Here is a 25,000-nt window from a genome sequence, read left to right as displayed (position 1 = left end):
CAAAGCACCTTCCGCCGTGAGAAAAGCACAAGAAAATGTCGAAAACGCCAACCTAGTTGAATATATTTCAATTGAAAGAAAAGATTTTTTTAGAACCCTAAAACCAGTCGAAAATGAACTTCATATTGTTTTTAATCCACCATATGGCGAACGTTTAAATATTGATGTAGATGAATTCTACAGCAAAATTGGAGATACCCTGAAGCAAGACTATGCAGGAACGAAAGCGTGGTTTATTACATCTAATTTGGGTGCGCTTAAACATGTTGGACTAAGACCTTCAAGAAAAATTAAAGTTTTTAATGGTAAGTTGGAATCGAGATTAGTGATGTATGAGCTTTATGAAGGCAGTAAGAAGGGAAAATATATTAATTGATGACTAGAATTGAGAATTAATCTAGTGACTCAGAATCTTTTTTCTTTTTCTTCTTGGCTTTTTTATATAGCGGCAAAAAATACGACAAGGAATAATTAAATCCTATACCCCAGTTGCTCTCATCAGTAACTTTGTTAAAACCAGGAATCCACAAATTTCTAAAATTATCTGGATCATTATTACTAACTAACCTTGCAAGTCTTACGCTCATACCAACATATATATTAGAAAATAATTCGGCCTTTAACCCTAATACAAATTCAAGCCAAGACGCATTTAAATTATTAAATTCAATTGGGTCATTACTTCCTAACACAAAACCGTCAGGACTAAAAAAACGATTGCTATCAAAATATGAAAAATTGTTCAAGGTTTGACTAAAAGAACTGTACGCATATCTACCTCCAATGGTAATTTGATTATTCATTCCAAACCAATTCTGATAGGTGTTTTTGTCAACTCCTAATTTAATATAGCTTCCCGATGTGGTATAATCATATAAAATAGACTGTGCAACGTCTTCATTTTGTGTTTTCTCTTCATTTCCTAATTCTACGGCGAGGTATAAATCTTCAGTTAGTCGATAATCACCTACTATCTCAAAACCAGTATAACCATCAATCAAAAAAGAAAGTGTTGGCCTGCTTAAATCTATTCCAACTCTAAGACCATATTTTTGGTCATAGCCTAATGAATCTTTGACCTCATCTTCTGAGTTGTTACTTTCTTGTGCAAGCCCTAATGACCAACCAATAAAAATAAAAATTATACTAATGAAATATCTTAACATGAATGGTATTTGATTTTTCTAGATCAATATCTGATTCCAAAATCGTTATTCTCTTAATCCAATCACTACTAAAAACTTGTCTTGTAGTATCTAATTCATTAAAATTCCCAACAAAACCACAGGCTCTTGAAACATATTCTTCACCTACTTCATAATTAAAAGATAAGGTATCTATTATGCCGGTTTCTAATTCTGTAGCGTCATCGGTTGCAGAATTGCTTATAAACTCGAATTGGGTTGTTGTATTATCAAGTCGTAAGGGGATTAGGATAGAATCTGAAACACTCGAACGGTCAGAAAAAGTATCAGACGAATAAATACTATCATTGTCAATACTTCTAATTCTTAGTGATGAGACTGTTTTAAAAACAGTAGTATCCTCATCATCCGCATCATAAAACCCTATTACTAAAAACGGAGTATCGCCTTCTACACAAATATCATCCTTTTCGCATGAGCTGAAGTAAAGTATAACAGTTATAATAGATAGGGCTGATAATATTTTTTTCATTCTTCTTTTGCTATGCAAACCGTCGGGTTAAAAGTACAACATTTTCAACATGATGAGTTTGCGGGAACATGTCTACAGCTTGAGTTTTTGTAACCTCATATTCTTCATTTAATAAGGCCAAATCTCTTGCTTGTGTAGCGCTATTGCAACTTACATAAACTATTTTGTCTGGCATCACTTTTAACAATTGTTCAACAACTAATTTATGCATTCCATCTCTTGGTGGGTCTGTAATAATTAAATCAGGTTGTCCATGTTTGGTAACAAAATCATTGTCAAAAACAGTTTTCATATCACCTACAAAAAAATCTACATTTCTAATTTTATTATGAGCGGCATTTGTTTTTGCATCTTCAATGGCTTCTGGCACAGATTCAATACCAACAACTTTTTTTGCTTTTTTTGCAATAAATTGAGCAATTGTGCCCGTGCCGGTATATAAGTCATATACCAACTCTTTACCAGAAAGATTAGCAAAATCTCTTGTTATTTTATACAATTCATAGGCTTGTACAGAATTAGTTTGATAAAAGGATTTTGCGTTAATCTTAAACTTAAGACCTTCCATTGCTTCAAAAATATGATCTCTCCCTGAATGACATATTATTTCCTGATCGTAAAAACTATCATTCTGTTTTTGATTGATTAAATATTGTAAGGAAGTAATTTCAGGAAAAGTACTATGAAGGTGATTTAATAATAATTCTCTTTTTTCAAAATCGTTATCATAAAATTGAATAACCACCATTATTTCTCCAATAGATGATGTCCTAATCATCATTGTACGAAGTAAACCTTCTTTTCTTCTAGGATTGAAAAATTGCATACCATTTACTTCAGCAAATGATTTAACTTCCAGTCTAATAGTATTAGATGGTTCTTCTTGTAAATGACATTTTTTAACATCTAAAATTTTATCCCACATTCCTGGAATATGAAAACCAAGCGCATTTTTATCCTTAATTTCTAAATCTGAATTGATTTCATCTAAAGTCAACCAACGACTATCTGAGAAAGAAAATTCCATCTTATTGCGATAGAAGTACTGTTCTTTAGAACCTAAAATTGGTAAAGGTTTGGGGAATGTAATATGACCAATTCGGGTAAGATTATTCTCTACTTCTTGTTGTTTATAGAATAATTGATGCTCGTATGACATATGCTGCCATTTACACCCACCACAAACACCAAAATGCTCACATACAGGTTCCGTTCTTTTATCAGAAAGTTTATGAAAATTTGTAGCTATGCCTTCAAAATAAGCTTTACGTTTTTTTGTGGTTTGAATATCCACAACATCACCAGGTACAGTATTGGTTAAGAATATTACCCGACCATCAGGCGCTTTGGCAATAGTTTTCCCTTTTGCACCTGCATCAAGTACTTCAATTTCCTCAAATATTTGCCTTTTATTCTTTTTTCGCATGCGCAAAAGTAAGTAGTTTTTTAATGTTTTCTAATCCAAAATGAAGAAGGAATTCTTTAATTGATGGGAACCTTTTTGATATCATTTAGTCTATATTATAGAATATATGGCTCATCCGACTAAAATATTAGATTCATTACTTGTATTATCTTTTCAAAGAGGTGATAAGAAGGCCTTAACATTATTATTTAAACGCTGGAATAAGAAGATATGTGTTCAGGCCTTTAGATATACTAACGATTGGGATTTAGCTCAAGATGTTACACAGGATACTTGGCGAACTGTATTAGGTAAAATTCATATGTTAAGAGATGCGAACAAGTTTGGAAGTTGGGTAATGACCATAGCAAATAGAAAGGCTTTAGATTATTTAAAAAGTAATAAGAAATATATCAAGTTTTCATATCATCAAGAATTAGATGACAGTTGTAGCGATATTTATGAAACTGTCTCAAAAGAAGATAAAATTAATTCTGTATTAATCGCTTTAAAAGCCCTGCCCCTAGAACAACGAATAGTACTCCAATTATTTTACTTAGAAGAATATAGTATGAAAGATATCAGTAAAATAACTGGGGTCACTGTTAATACCGTTAAGACTCGTCTTTTTAGGGCAAGGGAGAAATTGAAATTATTAATTAAAAAATAAGAGTATGAGTAAAGATTTAGAAAAAATAGATGACCTAATAAAGGAAGCGCTTGGTAAAGAAGAAGCCAAGTTTTATGATGAACTTGAAGAACAGAACCTCTTTGGTAAGATTGGAGAAACTTTCCGTGGTAAAACTGGATGGCTTGTAATTTTTATGAATGTAATGAACCTTTTATTTCTTGTTCTTTTTGTTTATTGTTTGGTTCAATTTTTCAGTGTTTCAGAAACCAATGAGCTTATTAAGTGGACGGCTGCCGGATTTATATGTTGGTCATTTATGGCTTTTATTAAGCTTTATGTTTGGATGCAAATGGATAAGAATGATATCCTACGAGAACTTAAACGTTTAGAACTACAGGTTTCAGTTTTAACAGGTAAACAAAAAGACCCCAACTAAAGCTGGGGTCTTCACAGTAACAACAAAACAAAATGTAAATATCAATTTGGGGAAATTGTTATACAAGATTAATTTTTGTTATTAAACTTGTTCAATATTTTTTCCATCTGTTTGCCAGCAGCCGGTCTGCCACCCAATCCAAAAGAAAGCGCAACAGTTATAGCAATAGTGCCAAGGGTTATACCAAATGCTAAATTGATAATATCGTCAGCCATGCCCATAGTCTTAAGACCCATGGCCAAAAAGATGGCTAGAATAGCTGTTCTTATTATTGAAGCTACAAAACCATTTTTTTCATTTTTAGAAAAGCCATTTTTTGCTAAAACTGAAACCCAATTACCTATCATGATAATAACAAGACCAAATAGAATTTTACCAGATAAATTGGTAATGGTATTTAAAACATCAGTAAGTTGTGCAAATTCTAATTTTTCTATAGCTGTTAATAGTCCAAAAATAATGATGAAGAAATAGACAATATTAGCAATCACATTTGCGATGTTGGTATTGCCAATCATATTATCAAGGTGCATTTTTGCCATTATACCATTTAAGTTCATTTTACTTAAAATATCTTTTATCATTTGAGATAAGAAACGCCCTCCTAAAACAAAAAGGATAAGAATAAATGCAGCTAAAAGCACTTTTGGTATTGCATCAAAAAATTGAGTTAGAATTGAAGTTGCAGGTACTGAAATAGCATCCATGTTTAAAATATTCAATGCCGAAATCAGTAAAGGGATAAATATGAAAATAAAAACAACTTTCTTTAAAATACCAACAATATCAAAACCTTCTGACATACCTAATTTCGGAACAAACTTTTGAATTGTATCACCGGACATGCCAACTAACTCTGAAACTACCGTTGCTAGCATATATCCAATATAGCCAACTAAACCAGCTCCAATAATATTTGGTATAAATGCTAAGAAGCCATCAAGTAAATTTTTAACTGGATCTAAAACACTTTGCATGCCTAGTTTTTCTAAAGCGAGCATAAAAACAAATATCATTACCAAAAAGTAGATTAGTTTTCCAATAAACTTTGAGAGCGTAATTTTATCGCTTTTCATTTTATCGTCAACCCCTGTTCGTTTTATTAATTTTGTAGTAAGTCTTTTTAAAATTCCGGCTACAAACCAACCAATTACGAGAATTAGTATTGCTCCAATTGTTGCGGGTAAAAAATCGCCCACTGAGCCTGTAATGCTGCTCATCATGTTTTCTAAATATTCCATTTTTATAGTTTTTAAAAAAGATTAGTGTTTTATTGTGAACCCTTTTTTTTGATTAAGTCACAATTCTATTTTTTAAAAACAACTAGACCTTTGGGTCTTGAAATATTTTTTATTTTTGTAACTCTACTAGGGATGATTTCTCTCCCACGCTGAATTTTCGACTCTTCGAAAGGATAAAGGTATCGCAGGAATGGTTATTTTATAAATTTTAAACACTATTTAAAATGGCTGTTTTAGAACAATTAACATCGCAACAAGCGATAAATTTAGAAAACAAGTACGGGGCACATAACTATCACCCTTTACCGGTAGTATTAAGTAAAGGTGAGGGCGTTTATGTATGGGATGTTGAAGGTAAAAAGTATTATGACTTTCTTTCAGCATATTCGGCAGTGAATCAAGGACACTGCCACCCAAAAATTATTTCTGCACTTCAAAATCAAGCAGAGAAGTTAACCTTAACATCTAGAGCATTTTATAATGATTTGTTAGGTGCCTTTGAAAAGTATGCTACAGAGTTTTTTGGCTTTGATAAACTTTTACCAATGAATACTGGTGCTGAAGCTGTGGAAACCGCTTTAAAATTAGCTAGAAAATGGGGTTATGAGAAAAAAGGAATTCCTGCTAATCAAGCAAAGATTATTGTATGTCAAAATAATTTTCACGGTCGAACTATTTCAATTATTTCAGCCTCCAATGATCCGGTTGCAACTGAAAATTTTGGTCCTTTTACCCCTGGTATTATTTCAATTAATTATAATGATATCAGCGCTTTGAACGAGGCTTTAAAAGATGAAAATGTAGCTGCATTTTTAGTTGAGCCAATTCAAGGTGAAGCTGGTGTTTTTGTGCCAGAAGAAAATTATATTAAAGATGCACTTGATTTATGTAAATCAAAGAATGTTCTTTTTATAGCTGATGAAGTTCAAACTGGTATTGCAAGAACTGGTCGTTTATTAGCGACTTGTGGTAATTGTTCTTGTTCTGATAAAAATTGTTCTGGTGTTCCAGATGTAAAGCCTGATGTACTGATTTTGGGTAAGGCTATTTCTGGCGGAGTTTTCCCAGTTTCAGCGGTACTGGCCAATGACGACATTATGGAAGTAATTAAACCAGGTAATCACGGCTCAACTTTTGGAGGAAATCCATTGGCTTGTGCTGTAGCAATGGCCGCACTAGAGGTAGTTAAAGAAGAGCAACTTGCAGAAAATGCATTTAAACTTGGTGAATTGTTTCGTTCTGAATTGAATAAACTTATTCAAGATAGTTCATTGGTTCGCTTGGTTCGTGGTAAAGGGCTTTTAAATGCGATTGTTATTAACGATACTGAAGAAAGCTCCACGGCATGGAACATATGTGTCGCTTTAAAAGAAAATGGTCTTTTAGCAAAGCCTACTCATGGCAATATCATCCGTTTTGCTCCACCATTGGTTATGACGGAGGAACAACTTCTAGAATGTATTTCAATTATCCGAAGGACTATTCTAGCATATGAAGCATAAAAAAATCCCCGAAAGGGGATTTTTCATTTTAAGAATTTTCTCTTTTATTTAGATGCTCCATTTTTATCATCTCTTTTAAGTTGACGTTGAATTTTTCTGATAGCTGATTCAATTGATTTTTCAGGTTCTATGATATTATATTCTCCCCAAAAATCGGGGTCAGAAAAACCAATAGCTTCATCACTTAGGATGATTGATTTTTTTATTTTTTCTTTAGGCTTCAAGGTTGCACCTTCATTATTCGTTTTCCAATCGGTAACGGCCATTTCCGCAGTCATGCTATAAACTGAGTTGAACAGTTTATCATCCCAATCTACTTTAAATTCTAAAAGAACATTACTATAACCATAATACCATTTGCCATTTTTATTTCTATAATCTACTCGATATGCTATTTCCGTGGGCCAAACATCTACGTTTGCAGGTTTTTTTCTAACAAATAGTCTTGAAGCTAGTTCACGGTTTGTGATATTCAATTGATAAACAGCACTCTTGAGAGTTTTATTCTCTACATCTATGTATAGTTTTCCGTAGTATAATGGTTCTCTTATACTCGGAAGTTGTTTGAAATCAATAATATAAATTTGACGGTCATTTATAAATGTAGACCGGTCAAAGCTAAAAATATATTCATCTATAGTTTCATCGACAAAAATGTATTCAGGGTATTTAATAATATCTACATATAGTGTATTAAATGGTCCACCTTGTAACTTTAATGCTACGGTATCTAATTTACTATAATCAGTACTCTTTCTGGCCTTAAATAATTGAACAGCATCTTTTTTACTAGATGCATAAGATGACTTATAAATATTAACAACCGCCTCAGACAGTGATACATTACGTCTTCGCTTTTTAATGGTTTCTCTATAAAAGGCGGTCATTAACGTTTGATTATTGAAATAATTTTCACCTTTTTTATTAAGCACCTCACGCACTAACGCCTCAGCATCTTTTGGAACATTTACGTTAACTTCTTCTAATTGGGTTACAGAAATTTCTAGTTCTATTTTATTGTTATCAGCATTGAGTTCACCTAAAGAAATCTTTTTTGTCGTATGGCCTAGGAAAGAAAAAGAAACTATACCCTCTTTAATTGCAGAAGGAACTTTAAGCAAAAATTCACCTTCTGTATTTGAAATGGTTGAAATATTGGTTTCTTCTAAGGCTACTGTAGCAAAAACCAATTGTTTATTTGAATTCTTTTCAATTACTTTTCCTTTGTATTGCCTAAAACTATTTTGAGTTTCTTGAAAAGCAAAAACATTGGAGCTAACGATAAGCGCTGTTAAAAAAATAAGTAAAGTTGACTTTGATACGAAATTTCTTTTCTTGGATAACATCATAAAACAAGTAATTCTTTTAAAATTATATGAAATACATGTATTTCTATGTTAAAAAACCAAGAAATCAGCCCTATTTTGACTAAAGTTCATAAATCTCGATTGGCAAATCATCAGGGTCACTGAAGAAAGTAAATTTTTTATTTGTCAATTCATCAATTCGAATAGGTTCAGTTACAACTTTATTTGAATTTAAGTTTTGAATTACACGTTCAATATTTTCAACTTTAAAGGCCAAGTGTCGAAGACCACAGCCTTCAGGTCTTGAAGTTCTTTTTGGAGGATTTGGGAATGAGAATAGTTCTATAACGTATTCTTCATTTAGGGCCAAATCTAATTTGTACGAGTCTCGCTGTTCTCTATAAGTTTCATTGATTATTTTTAATCCAAGAATATTTGTATAAAATTGCTTTGAAAGCTCATAATTAGAACAGATTATGGCGATATGATGAATTCCTTTGAGCATCTTAATATTTGCTGTTTGTTAGTTCACCATAAATAACGCATTGGCAAAGAATAGTTTTCCATTTTCCCAAAACCCACGAAATAATGGATTGTCTACCAAATAAATAACTTGCCCTCTTCCATGTTCTTCTATCCCAAAAACTAATGTTTGCTTTATTTTTTTCTGTGCCTCACTACCAGCAAAACCTGAAACCGGTTTGGTATTATCTTCTAAATACACGGCGTTACCACTATTTAAATATTGGAATGCATCGTTACCCAATTTCAAGGAAAAGTATTCGGAATTATAACCATAAGCTAAGGGATTAGTAATATCTACTTTTGCTTTAAAAATTGCCCCTGTGATGGCATTCTTCATTCTTTCACGCTGAGTATTTTCATAGGGCATAGGAACCTCATCCTTAGCAACTTTTTCTAAGTCCTTTGCTTTAATGCCAAAACCATTTTCACCATCAATTCCTTTAATGGAACCTCCAATAGCTATTAATTTTCCTCCACCGCGTACCCAAGTTTTCAAATTTTTCAATTTTTCCTTGGTAAAATAACTTGAATATCTACCATCAGGTAAAATAAAAATATCATAATTATCCAAATCGACATTATCAATATAGGCTACATCTAGAATGGATATAGGATATTTTAGTTGCTGCTCAAAGTAGTGCCAAACTTCCCCAAAACGTAAAGTTGAAGTCGGACCACCAGAGAGGATGGCAACTTTAGGTTGCTTGATTTTTTGGATATAAGAAGAGCCAAAATCTTTTCCAGAATCTACAAAACCCGTACTTACAGTATTTAAAGACTTTCCATGTTCTTGTGCTATTTTCTTTAAAGTGTCGGTAAATGCCTTTATTTTTTTATTATCCGCTCTGGTAATAATAAGACTACCTCTTTTAAATTTTTTCCCCTCTAATGTGAATGGAGAATAAGTCGTTTTAACAGTAACATTATTTTGAAGTAAATCAGTTAAAAACCTAGCATCCTTCATACTATTCCAATCAGTAACATAGGCATAATCATTATTACTAAATGGTCCTGAAGTATCACCTTCAAAAAAAGAGTTATTTTCATTTACTTTTGCAGTAATAGAAACTTCGTTTTCTGATGCTAGAGCATTCAAGCCATATGCATATGGCAAGGACCAAGCCGTAATATCATAAGTTAAAGAATCACTTAATTTAGCATTAGGCTCAAATAATACCTTTACCATGGTTCCTTTAGTTTGATTTGTGGAAACCACCATTGAATTTTCATCTACTTTTAAAACTCCAGGTTTGCCAGTTTGATAATTAAATCCTTTTACCGTTCCCTTAGCAGCCATTCCAAAATGAATTTCATGTTTTTTAAGAAGTTTTCCCAAGGCCATTAAATTATCTGCGTTGCCATTAAGAACATAGCTCTTATATTTAAAACTCTTATTTTGGTAAAACTTCTTAAATTCAGAGTTAAGCTTTTCTATATTATTTGTTGCCACTTCAATGGTAGAAAGTCCAGTGGTATGATGATGATCAATTCTATCTTTAAGAGTTAATGTGTCGCCAATTCTTGTTATTACACCTAAGCCAGCTCTTCCGCTACCACCTTGCTCATAAGTCATGCCGATTGCTCCATTATACGTAGGATAAGTGTCGCCATAGCTGGGGTAAAACAAGTCAAAACGCTCCTTGGTGAAATAAAACCAACCATTAGCATCAAAATATTTAGCGTGGTTTTTTCCTATAGTTTTTTGAAAATCAACCTGAAAATCAGTAATGACTTCATGATAAGGTTGAGCTGCTGGAGCAAAATAATAAGGATCGTTCATGCCTTGTTCATGAAAATCGACATGTATGTGAGGTAACCACTTGTTATAAACTTTTAGTCTGTGTTGACTTTCAACCTGAGTTAACCAAGCCCAATCTCTATTTAAATCGAACATATAATGATTGCTACGACCACTCCACCAACCTTCATTGTGTTCTTTACTATTTGGATCAACTTGATTTGGTGTGTTTTTGTATTGATTGTACCAATTGCTATATCTATCTCGACCATCAGGGTTAATACATGGGTCTATTATAATTATTGTGTTTTCTAAATAATCACTTTTAATGGTTAATAATTCGTAAATGGTTTGCATTGATGCTTCGGTGCTTACACTTTCATTGCCATGAACGTTGTAGCTTAACCATACAATTGATTTATCAGGGTTTCCTTCACCTTTTGTTGCTTTTAAATGTTCTTCACGAATCGCATCTAGATTTCGCATATTTTCAGCAGAGGAAATGAATGCTAATAAAAGAGGTCTTCTTTCATTTGTTTGACCATACTCGATGAGTTTAACTCGAGCCTTGTCCGTCTCAGCTAGATACTCATAATAATCTACAACTTCGTAATGTCTTGTGAACTGTGTTCCTAATTCGTACCCGTGAAATTCAGATGGGGATTGAATGTCTTGCGCTGTTAAAATAACAGAAATAAAAAATACAATTAAAAGTAAAAATCGAGTCATATGTAGTTTGGTTTCTTGGTAAACATAAAGCTAATGATAAATTTTGTGTTTATGTAATTAACGAATTTTTAGGAAGGGTAATCGCTAAGTAGCTTATCTTTATGCACATTTTTGATTTTTGATGCAAGTAGACAGTATACCTTTTCGGAAAACCGGATATTTTTCAAAACTTATTTGTGATTATTTAGATGAAAAAGAGGAATTAAAGCCTTTTTTCAATCGTTATCCGGCCATTGATAATTTTGACAACCAGCTTAAAGAAAAAAGTAAAACCTACGATTTAAGAAGCCGAACAGTTTTGGTTAATTCTCTAAAAAACCAATATGATGACTTTCAAATTTCTGACCTAACAGAAAATAATTTGAATCTTTTGTCACAAGGGAACACTTTTACTGTTGTAACTGGGCATCAGCTAAATTTATTTACAGGTCCACTCTATTTTTTATTTAAGATTATTTCTACAATAAATCTTACGGAACGATTGAAAACCGAATATCCTAGTTATAATTTTGTTCCCGTATACTGGATGGCAACAGAGGATCATGATTTTGATGAGATTAATTATTTTAATTTTAATGGAAAGAAAGTACAATGGAACATTAACACCAAAGGAGCTGTTGGTAGATTGAAAACGGAAGGATTAAAAGAGGTTTATGATGTTATTTCTGCACAGTTTGGTGATGCCTCAAACGCCCAAGATTTAAAGAAAGTTTTTAAGCAGGCCTACTTAGAACAAATGAATTTGGCAGATGCTACTAGGTTTTTGGCCAATGAATTTTTTGGTGATCAAGGCTTAGTAATTGTTGATGGAGATGATAAGAATCTAAAGCGTCTTTTAATTCCTTTTGTTAAAAAAGATATTTTTGAACAAATTCCTTACAACAAGGTAACAGCAACAAACAAGTTTTTATCAATTGTATCTGAGGATTATAAAATCCAAGTAAACCCAAGAGAAATCAATTATTTTTATCTAAAAGAAAATCTTCGTGAGCGAATTGTTGAAAACAATGGGAGTTATTTGATTAACGATACTGACATTAGGTTTACTAAAGAAGAACTCATAAATGAGCTCGAAAGCTATCCTGAAAGGTTTTCACCCAATGTAATAGCTCGACCATTATATCAGGAAGTTATCATGCCAAACCTATGCTATATTGGAGGAGGAGGAGAGTTGGCGTATTGGCTAGAACTCAAAGATTACTTTCAAGAGCTTAACATAACCTTTCCAATGTTATTACTGCGAAATTCGGCATTGATAATTTCAGACAAACAAGCAGCAAAAATTCAGAAACTCGAACTTGAAATTGAGAATCTATTTTTAAAGCAAACTACGCTTATTAATAAAAAGATTAGAGCAATATCAAATATTGATATAGATTTTTCACCCCAGAAAAAACTGTTGGAGGAGCAGTTCAACAACATGTACGAACTGGCTGAACAAACCGACAAATCTTTTTTAGGTGCGGTTAAAGCTCAGGAATTGAAACAGAAAAAAGGACTCGATGCTTTAGAAAAAAGACTTTTGAAAGCTCAAAAAAGAAAATTAAAAGATCAAGTTACTAGAATGACTGCAATTCAGAATGAGTTATTTCCTAATCATTCCTTGCAAGAACGCCAGCTTAATTTTTCAGAATTGTACTTAGAATATGGGCAATCACTGATTCCGTCATTAAAAGAAGCACTTAATCCATTAATTAACGAGTTTTTAATTTTAAGGGACTAAGAATTGACCATTCCAATAGCTTTCTTTTTTCTTAAATAAAATTCTCAAGTGCTGAGGTTGGTTCAATTTTAAGTATTCTATCTTTTGAGGTATTAAATGAACAACCCCAAAATAGTTTTGTTGGTTTAAGTATTCAATATTATCTGGTTGTTGAATAATGGAACCTGGGGCCAAGTTGGTGGTATAATCTTTTTGATTTCTGATTCTAACTTGCTGCCAAAGATTTTGAACGCTTTCTTCATCTTGCTCTAACTGGGCTGTAGCCCTAAAAACCAATTGTAATTTTTTCTCCATGTGGTAAAAGTGAGCACTGACTTGTTCATTGTTCTTAATCTGTGTCACTTTTTTAGAACGTAAATCGGTAAAAAAAGTCAATTTTAATTCTGAATTAATTTTTCTTAGTACGACGATACGTTGCTGTGGTAATTGATTCTTATCAAGTGTAGCTAAGGTCAGTGTTTTAAAGGGGTGACCAAATTCTGAACAACCTTTTTTAAGCTCTGATTCTATTTCTTGTAAAAAAGAATTGAACATTATTTATATTTTTTTCAAAATAAATGAAAAATTAGGTAGGGTTTTTAATTTGTGAGTTGTTTTAAGTACAAATTGTTATGAAAAGGTTTTTTGACCTTTTAAAATTATGAATTAGTTAATTCATGTGTTTAGGTTGGTTTTGATTTTACTTTTAAAGCCCCGGAGTGGTTCCCGGGGCTTTTGTTTTTTTTAGCTTAAAACAACTCCTCAAAATGGTTCTTCACCGCAAATAGGGTGGCTTCTTTCATGCTATCGAATCTCAAATCAGCATAACCAACTCGTTCCTCAGGTCCTATTCCCACGGAATAAAAACCACCTGTATTAGCTGCATCCACACCTGCTTCTGCATCTTCATAAACAATGCATTCCTCTGGTTTAAGGCCTAGTTTATCCGCACCAAATAAGAAAATATCTGGAGCTGGCTTACTTTTCGAAACACTATTGCCATCACCAATAACATCAAAATATTTGGTGGCATCCAGTTGTTTTAGAACCTTAGTAGAGTTCTTACTAGCACTTCCTAAGGCAACTAAAAAACCTTCTTGTCTTAAATGTGTTAACAGTTCTCTTGCTCCAGGTAAGTAATCATCCTCAGTCATAGTGTCAAGACTAGCGACGTAAATATCATTTTTCATAGCCGCTAATTCTAGCAGTTTATGTTCATCTACAGTAGCATTATTATGTTCTCTTATAATGTTTATTGAGTCCATTCTAGACACACCACGTAATTTTTCGTTTACTTCTCTATTAAATAACCAGCTCATCTCATCCGCTAGTTTTTTCCAAGCCAAGAAATGAAGTTCTGCTGTATCGGTGATAACACCATCTAAATCAAAAATAAATCCTTTAATCATTTATTCAATTGGTTTAAGTAACTAAAAATCTAGCTAACAAATTTATTTATTAATCTGTAGAAATAGTTCAACAAGGTTAGTGCAAATCTTTTTATTTGAACGCATGAATTTAATTGTCTTTAAAACTTTTCGATAAGATGTTATAAATATTCATTCAAAGTTAGTTTTGCAACTGCATCAAATTGCTATTTTTGCCCATGCAAAACAAAGTTCTAATTCTAGACTTCGGCTCGCAATACACTCAACTCATTGCCAGAAGAGTTCGAGAGCTGAATATATACTCCGAAATAAAGCCCTTTAATAACCCTCCAAAAGATGTATCTGCTTATAAGGCGGTAATTCTATCTGGTTCACCTCATTCCGTTAGAACCGAAGATGCTCCGCACCCAGATTTATCCGAGATAAAAGGTAAGAAGCCATTATTAGGTATTTGTTATGGAGCACAATATTTAGCTCATTTCAATGGCGGTAGCGTTGAAAAATCTAATACTAGAGAATATGGTAGAGCTAATTTGTCGCATGTAGTTTCGGCAACTACTTTTTTAACTAATGTAAATACCAATAGCCAGGTATGGATGAGTCATGCGGATACGATTAAAAAACTTCCAGAAAATACTACTCTTTTAGCTAGTACACATGATGTAGAAAATGCTGCTTTTAAATTTAACGGAGAAGAAACATATGGTATTCAATTTCATCCAGAAGTATATCACTCTACTGACGGTAAAACGGTGCTCGAAAACTTTTTAGTTAAAATAGCAGGTTTAGAACAAGATTGGACTCCGGATGCTTTTGTTGATACCACAGTAGCAAGTTTAAAAGAACAGATTGGTGACGAAAGGGTGATTTTAGGCCTTTCAGGTGGAGTAGATTCTAGTGTAGCTGCCATGTTGTTGCATAAAGCAATTGGTAGTCAGCTTCATTGCATTTTTGTAAATAATGGTCTTCTGCGTAAGAATGAGTTTTCTAGCGTATTAGAACAATATAAGGGCATGGGGCTCAATGTTAAGGGTGTAGATGCTTCGGCACGTTTTTTGGATGCTCTAGCAGGAGAGTCTGACCCAGAAAAAAAGAGAAAAGCAATTGGTAGGGTTTTTATTGAGGTTTTTGATGATGAATCTCAATTAGTAGAAAACGCCACTTGGTTAGCGCAGGGTACAATATATCCTGATGTGATTGAATCTGTTTCAGCAACTGGAGGACCATCAGCAACTATAAAAAGTCATCATAATGTAGGTGGATTGCCAGATTATATGAAGTTAAAAATAGTTGAGCCTTTAAAAATGTTGTTTAAAGATGAGGTAAGAAGAGTAGGTAAAAGTATGGGTATGGATGCTTCCATTTTAGGAAGACACCCTTTCCCCGGGCCTGGGCTTGCAATTCGAATATTAGGTGACATAACCGCAGAAAAAGTGTCTATATTACAAGAGGTAGATGCTATTTTTATTGATGGTTTGAAAAAAAGCGGCCTATATGACAAGGTTTGGCAGGCCGGAGCGATGCTTTTACCCGTAAATAGTGTAGGGGTCATGGGTGATGAACGAACTTATGAGAAATGCGTTGCCTTAAGAGCTGTTGAAAGTACAGACGGGATGACAGCAGATTGGGTAAATTTACCCTATGAGTTTTTACAAAAGGTATCTAATGATATCATTAATAAAGTAAAGGGAGTTAACAGAGTAGTATACGATATTAGTTCTAAACCCCCTGCAACAATAGAATGGGAATAATGAAAAATTACACTAAGAAAACCTATTTAGGGTTACTACTTTTTTTGTTTTCTTTTTTGACTTTTGGTCAAACAAAGTATGCAACCCATAAGGTTAAAGAAGGCGAAACTTTATATAGTATTGCCAAACAATATCGAGTTACTCCTTATGCTATTTTACAGCAAAATACGGAAATCAAGAATTCAAATGAGATATCGCCGAATACAATTTTAGTAATTCCAATAGGTGGTATTATTACCCAAGAAGAGAAACCAAAGCAGGAAAAGACTACGCTAGAAGAGCAAATTGAACCTATAGGTTTTCAGCGTCATAAAGTCAAGAAAAAAGAAACTATGTTCGGCCTAACCCAAAAATATGAGGTTAGTGAAGAAGAGATTAAGCGCTATAATTCTGCCTTATATTCTCAGCAATTAAAAAAGGGGATGGTTTTAAAAATTCCAAAATATCCTGAGATAATCGAAGAAGAAGAAAAAGATATTGAGTTTGAAACTTACACTGTAATGCCAAAAGAAACTCGATGGAGTATTGCCAACAAATATGGCATAACCATTGACAGCCTTTTGATTTTTAATCCTGATTTACCTAAAAATACAAGTTACCTTGCTGTTGGTCAAGAGCTTACACTACCTAGACCTAAAGGAGACAGCCTTGAAGAACAACAAGTAGTTCTTTTTGAATCTTATACAGTACCTAAGGCAATGGGTATTTTTAGAATAAGTCAAAATTATGGTATTCCAGTAGATTCAGTAATTAAGCTAAATCCAGAAATTAATGAAATAGGTGGTTTAAAAGAAGGGATGACCCTTCGTTTGCCTAAACGCAAACCGCAGAATGAAATCGTTAATACGGAGAATTATATTTTTTATCAGGTAAAACCCAAGCAAAATATTTTTAGGTTAACACAAAACTTAAAAATCGCAAGAGATTCCCTATTTGCTTTAAACCCTGAACTTGAAAATGGTCTTAAAGCTGGAATGGTATTAAAACTTCCTAAAAACAAAAAGGAAGTTCTAGAGGTTAAGAATTCTTTAGTCCTAGATAAAATAAATCTAGTAGATAGTGTCAACGTTGATTTAATGCCTAAAGTGGTCTTTTTGTTACCATTTAGATTAAATCGAATAGATTTTAATAATACGGAAAGAACAGAGGCGCAAATTAATAGATTAAGCGGTGTTAAATATGCTGCAGGTCTTTACACTGGCGCTTTAGTTGCTTTAGATTCTATTAAAAAATTGGGTTTATCAGTTGATGTTGTTGTTCATGATACGGAACGTAGTTTGGAAACACTTAAAATGAAACTTTCACAAACTTCGTTGATTGATGTCGACGCCATAATTGGACCTATAGATCCAAGTTTATTAGGTGAGGTTGCTGCGCAAGCATCTAATCATGATATACCAGTCATTGCGCCTTTTGCGTCTAATAGCACAATAAGTTTAAATAACGTATTCTTTACTATGCCAAATGACCAAACGATGAGGCAAGGTGTTTTGAATTATATAGAGAAGAAAAGAACTACCGAAAGTTTAATTGTGATTGCTGATGAAAATCATCAAGTTGCCAAAGATTCTATTTTGAACAGGTTTCCAATGGCAAGAGTTGCCAAAATGAGTGAAGATGGATCATTACATTTAGTTGATTTTCAAACAATGCTCTCAGAGCAAGAAGAAAATTGGGTTTTTGTAGAAACCAATAAACCAAATTTAGTCACAAGTGTAAGCTCTATATTAAATGCTTCTATTGGGCCTGTTGAAGAAGGTGGTGATATTAAGGTGAGAATGTTTACGACAGATTATAACAGCGCTTTTGAAGGTGAATCTGTTTCAAGACCTCATTTGTCTAATTTACAATTTTTGTTCCCTTCATCATATAGGGAAGAAGTCAATGATAATTTTACAAAAGACTACAGACGTAAATTTGGACATGCTCCAGACCGTTTCGCTATTCGCGGTTTTGATTTAACTTTTGATTTATTGTTAAAATTGGCTTACAAAAAAAATCTATTTGAAACGGAAGGGCTTATTGGAAGAACAGAATATAGTGGTTATGGATTTGATTATAAAAATAATTGGACCTCTGGTTATTTTAATCAGGCTGCATATTTGCTACAATATGATGAATTAAGAATAAAACAAATTGATACTGAATGACTTCAAAGGTGACTTATACTGGTGAGTTAAGAACAACATGTGTTCATTTACGCTCCGGCAACGAAATTATTACTGATGCTCCCATAGATAATCATGGTTTAGGTCAGGCTTTTTCACCAACCGATACCGTTGCAACTGGACTGGCAAGCTGTATGATTACGGTGATGGGTATAAAGGCTAATGACTTAGATGTTGATTTAACAGGCTCGACAGCAGCCGTAACAAAGCATATGGCTTCAAACCCAAGAAGGATTTCTAAGATTGAAGTTCATTTAGAATTACCATCAAACGTAAATGAGAAAAACAGAATAATCCTGGAACGTACCGGGCACAACTGTCCTATTCATTTTAGTTTGCACCCAGATATAGAAAAAGTAATTACTTTCAATTGGACAAAAAGTTAATTTTTATAAGTATTCTATTTTGTATAGGTCTCCATTGTAACTCACAAGAGATTGAAGAATCTATGCTTTGGAGTTCAGATTTTCGTTTGTCATGGAATGATTTTAAAGGAACTATTCCGCCAGATGCGGTTCCAGCGGCAACAACAGCAAGTGGAATTAGTTATAAATACTCCGCCAATTTATTACATCATGAGGTGGAACTAGACTATTCGGTGAACGCCTATTTTTATCCAAATGAGTCTTGGTATAAACCCGATGTTTGTGATGATTTAGTTTTAAGTCATGAACAATTGCATTTTGATATTTCTGAACTTTACGCACGAAAAATGCGTTTGATATTGAGTCGAACTTCTTTCACAGAGAACGTAAAAGTAGAAGTGAGAAAAATTTACAAGGAAATATTAAAAGAGCTTTCTGATTTTCAAGATAAATACGATTGGGAGACTAACTTCTCTAGAAATACCAAAGCACAATTAGAGTGGAATGCCAGAATTTCAGAAGCCTTATCTAAGATTGAAGAATAAGACAGGATTATTCTTCTTTTAAATTTTTAAAAATTTCACGTTTTTTCTCAAACCAATCTTGCATCGCTTGGGGTGATTCCATTAGAGCTCTCATTTTATTCATGGCGGTAAGATGGGCCTCATCTTTTTTTTGAAACATTTCCATGCCATGTTTTTTGCTTAGTTCAGCAATTTCTTCGAAAGTTTCACCTGTAAATTTTAGATTGCATGCACCGCCTAGTTCCAGACAAGTCATCGTTTTCATAATTTGTTCAGTTTATGTTAAACATCACACCTTAGAAAAGCATCTTTTAGCGCTTCTATTTTATCATCCCAAGTTGCGATAAATTCTTGTGCCACATAACCTTCATATCCTGTATCAATTATAGCTTTCATTATTGCAGGGTAATACAATTCTTGAGTTTCGTCAATTTCATTTCGACCGGGTACTCCAGCAGTATGATAATGACCGAAGTATTGGTGATATTTTTTTATAGTTCTGATAATGTCACCTTCTTGAATTTGCATGTGGTAAATATCAAAGAGCAATTTAAAATTGTCGCTGCCCAAACGTCGGCATAGTTCAACACCCCATAAGCTGCTATCACACATGTAATCAGGGTGGTTAACTTGGTTGAAAAGTTCCATTTGAATAACTACGTTATGTTTTTCAGCGAAAGGCATTATTTTGGAAAGACCAGCAACACAATTTTCAAGGCCAACATAATCATTCATACCATTTCTGTTACCGCTAAAACAAATAAGGTTAGTATAACCCGCATCGGCTACCTTAGGAATCATTTCCGTATAATTCTTAATTAAAACCTCATGATTTTTAGGGTCGTTCCACCCTTCTACAAGGCTTATTTCAGCACCCCAACACATTGATGCATGTATTCCATACTTTTTCATCAGTGGCCAATCTTCTGGACCAGTAAGATCTAATGCTTTTATTCCTAATTTGTTTAAGGTTGCTAGAAAATCATCCCAGGGGATATCGTCAAAACACCATCTGCAAACGCTATGACTGATATTGTTCTTTAATTCAAAATCTTTATTGTTTCCATCAATATTGGCCGTTACTTTTGAAGCTGCTAAACCAGCTGTTCCAATTGCAGCAGTGGCAATAAAATTTCTTCGTTGCATAATTATATTTTAACTTCAAGAAAGATAATACTTTAGAAAACTAAATGGAAATCAAACCTGATAAACGAAAGTTGATAGAGATGGCTCATTATAGAATGCCTTTTGGTAAACATAAAGATTGGTACTTGGTTGATTTGCCCATTGCTTATTTAGTTTGGTTTAAACAAAAAGGTTTTCCTAATGGGAAGTTAGGTGAGTATTTAGAAACTACTTTAGACATAAAATCTAATGGATTAGAGCCCATAATTAGAAAACTTCGAAAAGAATTTCCAAAATAAGAGCTCAATTTTCTTGTGATAATTAGTACCTTTACGCCCCGTAACAACAGATACAATCATGTCACAAACTAAGTACATTTTTGTTACGGGCGGCGTAACATCTTCATTAGGTAAAGGTATTATTGCCGCATCTTTGGCTAAATTACTACAGGCTAGGGGTTATAAAACCACAATTCAAAAATTAGATCCATATATTAATGTAGACCCTGGTACATTAAATCCTTATGAACATGGTGAATGTTATGTTACTGATGATGGTGCTGAAACAGATTTAGATTTAGGACATTATGAGCGCTTTTTAAATTCAAATACCTCACAAGCTAATAATGTTACCACTGGAAGAATTTATCAAAGTGTGATTGAGAAAGAACGTAGGGGTGAATTTTTAGGTAAAACTGTTCAAGTGGTTCCTCATATCACTAACGAAATCAAAGAACGTATTCAGCTCTTAGGTAAAAGCGGTGAATATGATATCGTAATAACTGAAATTGGTGGGACGGTAGGTGATATAGAATCGTTGCCATATATTGAAGCAGTGCGCCAATTACTATGGGAATTAGGGGATAATAACGGCATTGTTATTCACTTGACCTTGGTGCCTTATTTAGCAGCTGCCGGTGAGTTAAAAACCAAACCAACTCAACATTCTGTTAAAACCTTAATGGAAAGCGGTATCAAAGCAGATATATTAGTTTGTAGAACTGAGCATGAGATTTCAGAAGAGAAAAAGGAAAAATTAGCACTCTTTTGTAACGTTAAAAAAGAAGCAGTTGTTCAATCTATTGATGCATCTACAATTTATGATGTTCCGCTTTTAATGCAAGAAGAAGGTTTGGATACGGTTACTTTAAAGAAATTAGAATTACCGGATGTTACGGAGCCTGATTTAACCAATTGGAAACAATTTTTACAAAAACATAAGAACCCAAAAAGCGAAGTAACCATAGGCCTTATAGGAAAATATGTAGAATTGCAAGATTCCTATAAATCCATATTAGAATCCTTTATTCATGCAGGTGCTGCTAATGAAGTCGCTATTAAAGTAGAATCAATTCATTCTGAATATCTATCTACAAAAGAAGATGTTGCCCAAAAAATGGAAAGGTTAGATGGAGTATTGGTGGCTCCTGGTTTTGGTGAACGAGGTATCGAGGGTAAAATTTTAGCTGTACAATATGCTCGTGAAAATAACATTCCATTTTTAGGTATTTGTTTAGGTATGCAAATGGCTGTTATTGAATATTCACGAAATGTTCTAAATCTAGAAAAAGCTAATTCTACTGAGATGGATGAAAATACTCCAGACCCAGTTATTAACCTTATGGAAGAACAAAAAAATATCACTAATAAAGGTGGTACAATGCGATTGGGAGCGTGGGCTTGTGAATTAAAATCAGGAAGTTTAGCTCAAAGTATATATGGAGGAGCTACAGAAATATCTGAAAGGCACCGCCATCGATTTGAGTATAACAATGCGTACAAAGAAGTTTTGGAGAAAGCTGGTCTTGTTTCATCAGGAATAAACCAAAAGACTAATCTAGTTGAAATTGTAGAGTTACCGTCGCATCCTTGGTTCGTTGGCGTACAATATCATCCTGAATATAAAAGCACTGTAGCAAATCCACATCCATTATTTGTTGGCTTTGTTAAGGCGGTTTTAGAGCAAAAACTTCAACAAACTAATGCCAGTTTGGCATAAACTGCACATTTGGATATATATTTGCGAGCTAGTAACGCAGTTATAGATTACTAAATAATTTTCATGGAAGAAAAGAAACTGGATGTCAAATCCATCATAGGCTTTGTACTAATTTTTGGAATTTTATTAGGTTGGATGTATTTAAAACAACCAACCCCAGAAGAATTAGAAGCTCAAAAAGCGGAACAAAAACAGGTTGAAGTAGACGATGAGGCTCAAGAGGTTAAAGAAGAAATGGTTATTGAGACCCCAGTTTTAGATGTTCAAGATTCAACTGCAGTTGCCAATTATAAAAGTACAGTTGGTGCATTTGGTTTTACAAATACTGTAGATGGTACTACAATGCTTGAAAATGAATTAGTTTCTCTAGAAGTGGCTAATAAAGGAGGGCAAATTGTTACTGCCAAAATGCAAAAATTTGTTACCTATGATTCAATTCCAGTTTACCTAGTAAAAGACGGTAATGCAGATTTTGGAATTAATTTTACGACTAGCGATAATCGAGTGTTGTCCTCAAGAGATTTATACTTTGAACCAACATTGTCTAAAAGTGGAGAAAATCAAGTCTTGTCGTTGAAGGCTAAGGTATCTGCTAACCAATATCTAGAATTTCGTTATGAGATGAAACCTAACGACTATTTGGTAGATTTTACCATGCGTTCTCAAGGTTTAAACGGAGTTTTAAATTCTTCTAAACCTATAGATTTGGAATGGAAGTTAAAAGGTATTCGTCATAATAAAAGTGTACAATACGAAAACCGATATACAAGATTGACTTACAATCATGACGGTGAAAAAATCAGTAAACTTTCAGAGAGTAGTGAGTTAGACGAAGAAACAGAAGAAGATATTAAATGGTTATCATATCGGCAACACTTTTTTAGCTCTATTTTGGCAACTGATGAACATTTTAAATCTGCTGATTTAACCTCTAAAAATTTAGTTGAAGAAGAAAGTAAAGAAGAAAAGTTTACCAAAGAATATACCTCTAAAACAACCTTGGACATTCAAGGTGGTGAAATATCTGAGAATATGCATTGGTATTATGGTCCAACAGATATTCAGGTTTTAGATGATTATAAAGATTTAGGCCTGGTAGAATCGATTCCATTTGGTTGGGGAATTTTTGGCTGGATTAACAGATTTGTTTTTACACCTTTTTACACGTTTTTAAGTTCTTTTTTACCATTTGGTATTGCTATTGTGGTGATGACCATTATTGTTCGTTTGGCATTATCTCCAGTTACTTATAAATCTTACTTATCGCAAGCAAAGATGAAAGTTTTAAAACCAGAGATAACGGAAATCAATGAAAGGTTAAAGGACAATGCGATGAAAAAGCAACAAGAGACCATGAAGCTATATAATAAAGCAGGGGTGAGCCCTATGAGTGGTTGTATACCCGCGTTATTGCAGCTACCTATTTTTTATTCGTTGTTTATGTTTTTCCCAACCTCTTTTGCCTTAAGACAGAAATCATTTTTATGGGCAGAAGATTTGAGTTCTTATGACACTATTTTTAATCTCCCTTTTAGTATTCCATTTTATGGAGACCATGTAAGTCTATTTCCGATCTTGGCATCTATTGCAATTTTCTTTTATATGATGATGACAACTGGTCAAAGTATGCAAATGCAACAGCAACCAGGTATGCCTAATATGAAATTCATCATGTATTTATCACCGGTAATGATGTTGGTGTTCTTTAACAACTATGCGAGTGGTTTGAGTTTGTATTATTTCATATCTAACCTCATTACTATTTTTATCATGTTGGCTATTAAAAATTATATTTTGAATGAGGATAAAATTCATGCTCAAATTCAAGAGAATAAGAAAAAGCCTAAAAAAGAGAATAAGTTTCAAAAGAAGATGCGTGAGATGATGGAACAAGCTGAGGAACAAAAAAAGTCAGGAAAAAGATAATTATTAGTAAACCATAAACTGATAAAATTCCTCTTTTGAGGAATTTTTTTTATTTAAAAAAGTCAATTAAAGATGAGTTGCAGGTAAAATGCTACACTTTATCGATATATTATTGAATTTTTAACAATTATTTTTAAAAAAGAAAGAAGTTTGCCAGAATCTTACTAAGCTCTTAAGAAGCTTTGAGAAGCCCCTTACTTATAATCTGAACGCCACATGTTCTTGGTAATAACGAATAATCCGTTTTTACTATGATTAAAATTACTTTTAAATCTTTGAATTTTTATTTTGTACAATTTTCTCTTTTTTTAGTAACTATTTTTTCATCTGCAAATTCAATTACCCCCAATAATTACGGGATTTATGAAAATTTAAATGATGAAATCCTGACCATGGATTTCACAGGTATTACTTGTGAGGTCAATCTTTTATTTAATGTTTCAACTGTTGGATTAAATAATGGGTCTGCAGAAGTAATGGTAACTGGGGGAGACGCTCCTTTTACCTACATGTGGGATAATGGAGAAACTACAAAGACAGCTATAGCTTTAGCTGTTGGTGTTAGAACTGTAGTGGTTAAGGATTGTCAAGGGAACTCAACAGAATGTAGTGTTACAATTGAGTGTAAGCCTTCGGAGGAAATATGTGATGGCTTTGATAACGACGGTGATGGAGAAATTGATGAAGGTTTTGATGCTGATCATGACGGCGTTTCAGATTGCGAAGATATCTGTGAAGGCGGTGACGATAAGATTGACACTGATGGTGATGGTATTCCAGATGCGTGCGACGATTGTTCAAGAGATGACATTGAAGAAGAGGTAACGGTATGCAGCGGTGCGGAGTATTATTGGCAGTTGGC

Annotated in this window: 23 protein-coding genes and 1 pseudogene (1 of these 24 cut by a window edge); 13 read left to right on the top strand and 11 right to left on the bottom strand. The window is 33.5% G+C overall.

The window, feature by feature from the left end; translation table 11 throughout:
• Positions 1–376, top strand: the final stretch of a protein-coding gene (locus RM520_RS10505) for a THUMP domain-containing class I SAM-dependent RNA methyltransferase (protein WP_311388013.1). Its footprint begins 782 nt before the window's first position; the window shows 376 of its 1,158 coding nt (coding positions 783–1,158); its start codon lies off the left edge, out of view; it ends in the stop codon at positions 374–376.
• A 16-nt stretch (positions 377–392) separates the two neighbouring features.
• Here RM520_RS10505 and RM520_RS10500 read toward each other — a convergent pair whose 3' ends face one another.
• From RM520_RS10500 to rlmD, 3 genes are read right to left on the bottom strand one after another with little or no spacing between them, the layout of a single operon-like run.
• Positions 393–1,166, bottom strand: a complete 774-nt coding sequence (locus RM520_RS10500; protein WP_311388012.1) for a DUF6048 family protein — start codon at positions 1,164–1,166, stop codon at positions 393–395.
• Positions 1,147–1,677, bottom strand: a complete 531-nt coding sequence (locus RM520_RS10495; RefSeq protein WP_311388011.1) for a DUF6452 family protein — start codon at positions 1,675–1,677, stop codon at positions 1,147–1,149. The genes RM520_RS10500 and RM520_RS10495 overlap by 20 nt, the downstream gene beginning before the upstream one ends.
• A 10-nt stretch (positions 1,678–1,687) precedes the next feature.
• Positions 1,688–3,103 carry a 23S rRNA (uracil(1939)-C(5))-methyltransferase RlmD gene (gene rlmD, locus RM520_RS10490; protein WP_311388010.1) on the bottom strand — a complete coding sequence of 472 codons (1,416 nt, stop codon included), beginning with the start codon at positions 3,101–3,103 and terminating at the stop codon, positions 1,688–1,690.
• 106 nt (positions 3,104–3,209) lie between these two features.
• On the opposite strand from rlmD, the gene RM520_RS10485 reads away from it, so the two are divergent.
• Both RM520_RS10485 and RM520_RS10480 read left to right on the top strand, forming a co-directional pair.
• The gene (locus RM520_RS10485) at positions 3,210–3,752 is read left to right on the top strand and encodes an RNA polymerase sigma factor (RefSeq protein WP_311388009.1); all 543 of its coding nucleotides are present in this window, start codon (positions 3,210–3,212) and stop codon (positions 3,750–3,752) included.
• Positions 3,753–3,756: 4 nt separating this feature from the next.
• Positions 3,757–4,149, top strand: a complete 393-nt coding sequence (locus RM520_RS10480) for a DUF6768 family protein (RefSeq protein WP_311388008.1) — start codon at positions 3,757–3,759, stop codon at positions 4,147–4,149.
• A 68-nt stretch (positions 4,150–4,217) separates the two neighbouring features.
• Here RM520_RS10480 and RM520_RS10475 read toward each other — a convergent pair whose 3' ends face one another.
• Positions 4,218–5,390, bottom strand: a complete 1,173-nt coding sequence (locus RM520_RS10475; protein ID WP_311388007.1) for a mechanosensitive ion channel — start codon at positions 5,388–5,390, stop codon at positions 4,218–4,220.
• Positions 5,391–5,614: 224 nt separating this feature from the next.
• On the opposite strand from RM520_RS10475, the gene rocD reads away from it, so the two are divergent.
• Complete coding sequence (gene rocD / locus RM520_RS10470) at positions 5,615–6,892, top strand: ornithine--oxo-acid transaminase (protein WP_311388006.1); 1,278 nt, start codon at positions 5,615–5,617, stop codon at positions 6,890–6,892.
• Between the two features lie 44 nt (positions 6,893–6,936).
• On the opposite strand, the gene RM520_RS10465 is transcribed toward rocD, so the two are convergent.
• From RM520_RS10465 to RM520_RS10455, 3 genes are all read right to left on the bottom strand, one after another.
• A complete protein-coding gene (locus RM520_RS10465) occupies positions 6,937–8,241 on the bottom strand; it encodes a carboxypeptidase-like regulatory domain-containing protein (RefSeq protein WP_311388005.1) in 1,305 nt (434 codons plus the stop codon).
• A 79-nt stretch (positions 8,242–8,320) separates the two neighbouring features.
• Positions 8,321–8,704 (bottom strand): SMU1112c/YaeR family gloxylase I-like metalloprotein, encoded by a 384-nt coding sequence (gene gloA2, locus RM520_RS10460; protein ID WP_311388004.1) that lies wholly within the window; start codon positions 8,702–8,704, stop codon positions 8,321–8,323.
• Between the two features lie 18 nt (positions 8,705–8,722).
• Positions 8,723–11,191, bottom strand: a complete 2,469-nt coding sequence (locus tag RM520_RS10455; RefSeq protein WP_311388003.1) for a M14 family metallopeptidase — start codon at positions 11,189–11,191, stop codon at positions 8,723–8,725.
• Positions 11,192–11,312: 121 nt separating this feature from the next.
• Here RM520_RS10455 and bshC point away from each other — a divergent pair, with 121 nt between their 5' ends.
• A complete protein-coding gene (bshC, locus tag RM520_RS10450; RefSeq protein ID WP_311388002.1) occupies positions 11,313–12,914 on the top strand; it encodes a bacillithiol biosynthesis cysteine-adding enzyme BshC in 1,602 nt (533 codons plus the stop codon).
• On the opposite strand, the gene RM520_RS10445 is transcribed toward bshC, so the two are convergent.
• Both RM520_RS10445 and pgmB read right to left on the bottom strand, forming a co-directional pair.
• Positions 12,903–13,448: a pyridoxamine 5'-phosphate oxidase family protein gene (locus tag RM520_RS10445; RefSeq protein WP_311388001.1), complete on the bottom strand. Its 546-nt coding sequence runs from the start codon at positions 13,446–13,448 to the stop codon at positions 12,903–12,905. The genes bshC and RM520_RS10445 overlap by 12 nt on opposite strands.
• Before the next feature lie 194 nt (positions 13,449–13,642).
• On the bottom strand, positions 13,643–14,302 hold the full coding sequence (pgmB, locus tag RM520_RS10440; RefSeq protein WP_311385653.1) for a beta-phosphoglucomutase: 660 nt from the start codon (positions 14,300–14,302) through the stop codon (positions 13,643–13,645).
• A gap of 197 nt (positions 14,303–14,499) precedes the next feature.
• On the opposite strand from pgmB, the gene guaA reads away from it, so the two are divergent.
• The 4 genes from guaA to RM520_RS10420 are packed head-to-tail and all read left to right on the top strand — an operon-like array spanning position 14,500 to position 19,110.
• Positions 14,500–16,032, top strand: coding sequence for a glutamine-hydrolyzing GMP synthase (gene guaA / locus RM520_RS10435; protein ID WP_311388000.1), 1,533 nt, complete (start codon positions 14,500–14,502; stop codon positions 16,030–16,032).
• Positions 16,032–18,182: a LysM peptidoglycan-binding domain-containing protein gene (locus RM520_RS10430; protein WP_311387999.1), complete on the top strand. Its 2,151-nt coding sequence runs from the start codon at positions 16,032–16,034 to the stop codon at positions 18,180–18,182. The genes guaA and RM520_RS10430 overlap by 1 nt, the downstream gene beginning before the upstream one ends.
• Positions 18,179–18,586 carry an OsmC family protein gene (locus RM520_RS10425; protein WP_311387998.1) on the top strand — a complete coding sequence of 136 codons (408 nt, stop codon included), beginning with the start codon at positions 18,179–18,181 and terminating at the stop codon, positions 18,584–18,586. The genes RM520_RS10430 and RM520_RS10425 overlap by 4 nt, the downstream gene beginning before the upstream one ends.
• The gene (locus RM520_RS10420; protein ID WP_311387997.1) at positions 18,571–19,110 is read left to right on the top strand and encodes a DUF922 domain-containing protein; all 540 of its coding nucleotides are present in this window, start codon (positions 18,571–18,573) and stop codon (positions 19,108–19,110) included. Before RM520_RS10425 ends, RM520_RS10420 begins: the two co-directional genes overlap by 16 nt.
• Positions 19,111–19,117: 7 nt before the next feature.
• On the opposite strand, the gene RM520_RS10415 is transcribed toward RM520_RS10420, so the two are convergent.
• Positions 19,118–19,354, bottom strand: coding sequence for a DUF1059 domain-containing protein (locus RM520_RS10415; RefSeq protein WP_311387996.1), 237 nt, complete (start codon positions 19,352–19,354; stop codon positions 19,118–19,120).
• 17 nt (positions 19,355–19,371) lie between these two features.
• Entirely contained in the window at positions 19,372–20,235 is an 864-nt protein-coding gene (locus tag RM520_RS10410; RefSeq protein WP_311387995.1) for a hydroxypyruvate isomerase family protein, read from the bottom strand.
• A 44-nt stretch (positions 20,236–20,279) separates the two neighbouring features.
• Between RM520_RS10410 and RM520_RS10405 the strand changes: the two genes are divergently transcribed.
• The 4 genes and pseudogenes from RM520_RS10405 to RM520_RS10390 form a co-directional block, all read left to right on the top strand.
• Positions 20,280–20,513 carry a DUF3820 family protein gene (locus RM520_RS10405; protein ID WP_311385646.1) on the top strand — a complete coding sequence of 78 codons (234 nt, stop codon included), beginning with the start codon at positions 20,280–20,282 and terminating at the stop codon, positions 20,511–20,513.
• Positions 20,514–20,571: 58 nt separating this feature from the next.
• The gene (pyrG, locus tag RM520_RS10400) at positions 20,572–22,212 is read left to right on the top strand and encodes a CTP synthase (protein ID WP_311387994.1); all 1,641 of its coding nucleotides are present in this window, start codon (positions 20,572–20,574) and stop codon (positions 22,210–22,212) included.
• Positions 22,213–22,275: 63 nt separating this feature from the next.
• Entirely contained in the window at positions 22,276–24,138 is a 1,863-nt protein-coding gene (yidC, locus tag RM520_RS10395; RefSeq protein WP_311387993.1) for a membrane protein insertase YidC, read from the top strand.
• Between the two features lie 251 nt (positions 24,139–24,389).
• Positions 24,390–25,000: pseudogene (locus tag RM520_RS10390) on the top strand (SprB repeat-containing protein); the annotation flags it as partial.

The organism is Croceitalea vernalis (assembly GCF_031846405.1).
GTDB classification, from domain to species: domain Bacteria; phylum Bacteroidota; class Bacteroidia; order Flavobacteriales; family Flavobacteriaceae; genus Croceitalea; species Croceitalea vernalis.
This window is presented reverse-complemented; position numbering and strand designations above follow the sequence as displayed.

Coding starts and splice junctions, on each gene's coding strand:
- pgmB (WP_311385653.1), bottom strand. CDS start 14,302: ATGATTAAAGGATTTATTTTTGATTTAGATGGTGTTATCACCGATACA.
- RM520_RS10455 (WP_311388003.1), bottom strand. CDS start 11,191: ATGACTCGATTTTTACTTTTAATTGTATTTTTTATTTCTGTTATTTTA.
- rocD (WP_311388006.1), top strand. CDS start 5,615: ATGGCTGTTTTAGAACAATTAACATCGCAACAAGCGATAAATTTAGAA.
- RM520_RS10415 (WP_311387996.1), bottom strand. CDS start 19,354: ATGAAAACGATGACTTGTCTGGAACTAGGCGGTGCATGCAATCTAAAA.
- RM520_RS10405 (WP_311385646.1), top strand. CDS start 20,280: ATGGAAATCAAACCTGATAAACGAAAGTTGATAGAGATGGCTCATTAT.
- guaA (WP_311388000.1), top strand. CDS start 14,500: ATGCAAAACAAAGTTCTAATTCTAGACTTCGGCTCGCAATACACTCAA.
- RM520_RS10485 (WP_311388009.1), top strand. CDS start 3,210: ATGGCTCATCCGACTAAAATATTAGATTCATTACTTGTATTATCTTTT.
- RM520_RS10495 (WP_311388011.1), bottom strand. CDS start 1,677: ATGAAAAAAATATTATCAGCCCTATCTATTATAACTGTTATACTTTAC.
- RM520_RS10475 (WP_311388007.1), bottom strand. CDS start 5,390: ATGGAATATTTAGAAAACATGATGAGCAGCATTACAGGCTCAGTGGGC.
- pyrG (WP_311387994.1), top strand. CDS start 20,572: ATGTCACAAACTAAGTACATTTTTGTTACGGGCGGCGTAACATCTTCA.
- RM520_RS10500 (WP_311388012.1), bottom strand. CDS start 1,166: ATGTTAAGATATTTCATTAGTATAATTTTTATTTTTATTGGTTGGTCA.
- RM520_RS10480 (WP_311388008.1), top strand. CDS start 3,757: ATGAGTAAAGATTTAGAAAAAATAGATGACCTAATAAAGGAAGCGCTT.
- RM520_RS10445 (WP_311388001.1), bottom strand. CDS start 13,448: ATGTTCAATTCTTTTTTACAAGAAATAGAATCAGAGCTTAAAAAAGGT.
- gloA2 (WP_311388004.1), bottom strand. CDS start 8,704: ATGCTCAAAGGAATTCATCATATCGCCATAATCTGTTCTAATTATGAG.
- yidC (WP_311387993.1), top strand. CDS start 22,276: ATGGAAGAAAAGAAACTGGATGTCAAATCCATCATAGGCTTTGTACTA.
- RM520_RS10465 (WP_311388005.1), bottom strand. CDS start 8,241: ATGATGTTATCCAAGAAAAGAAATTTCGTATCAAAGTCAACTTTACTT.
- bshC (WP_311388002.1), top strand. CDS start 11,313: ATGCAAGTAGACAGTATACCTTTTCGGAAAACCGGATATTTTTCAAAA.
- RM520_RS10430 (WP_311387999.1), top strand. CDS start 16,032: ATGAAAAATTACACTAAGAAAACCTATTTAGGGTTACTACTTTTTTTG.
- RM520_RS10410 (WP_311387995.1), bottom strand. CDS start 20,235: ATGCAACGAAGAAATTTTATTGCCACTGCTGCAATTGGAACAGCTGGT.
- rlmD (WP_311388010.1), bottom strand. CDS start 3,103: ATGCGAAAAAAGAATAAAAGGCAAATATTTGAGGAAATTGAAGTACTT.
- RM520_RS10425 (WP_311387998.1), top strand. CDS start 18,179: ATGACTTCAAAGGTGACTTATACTGGTGAGTTAAGAACAACATGTGTT.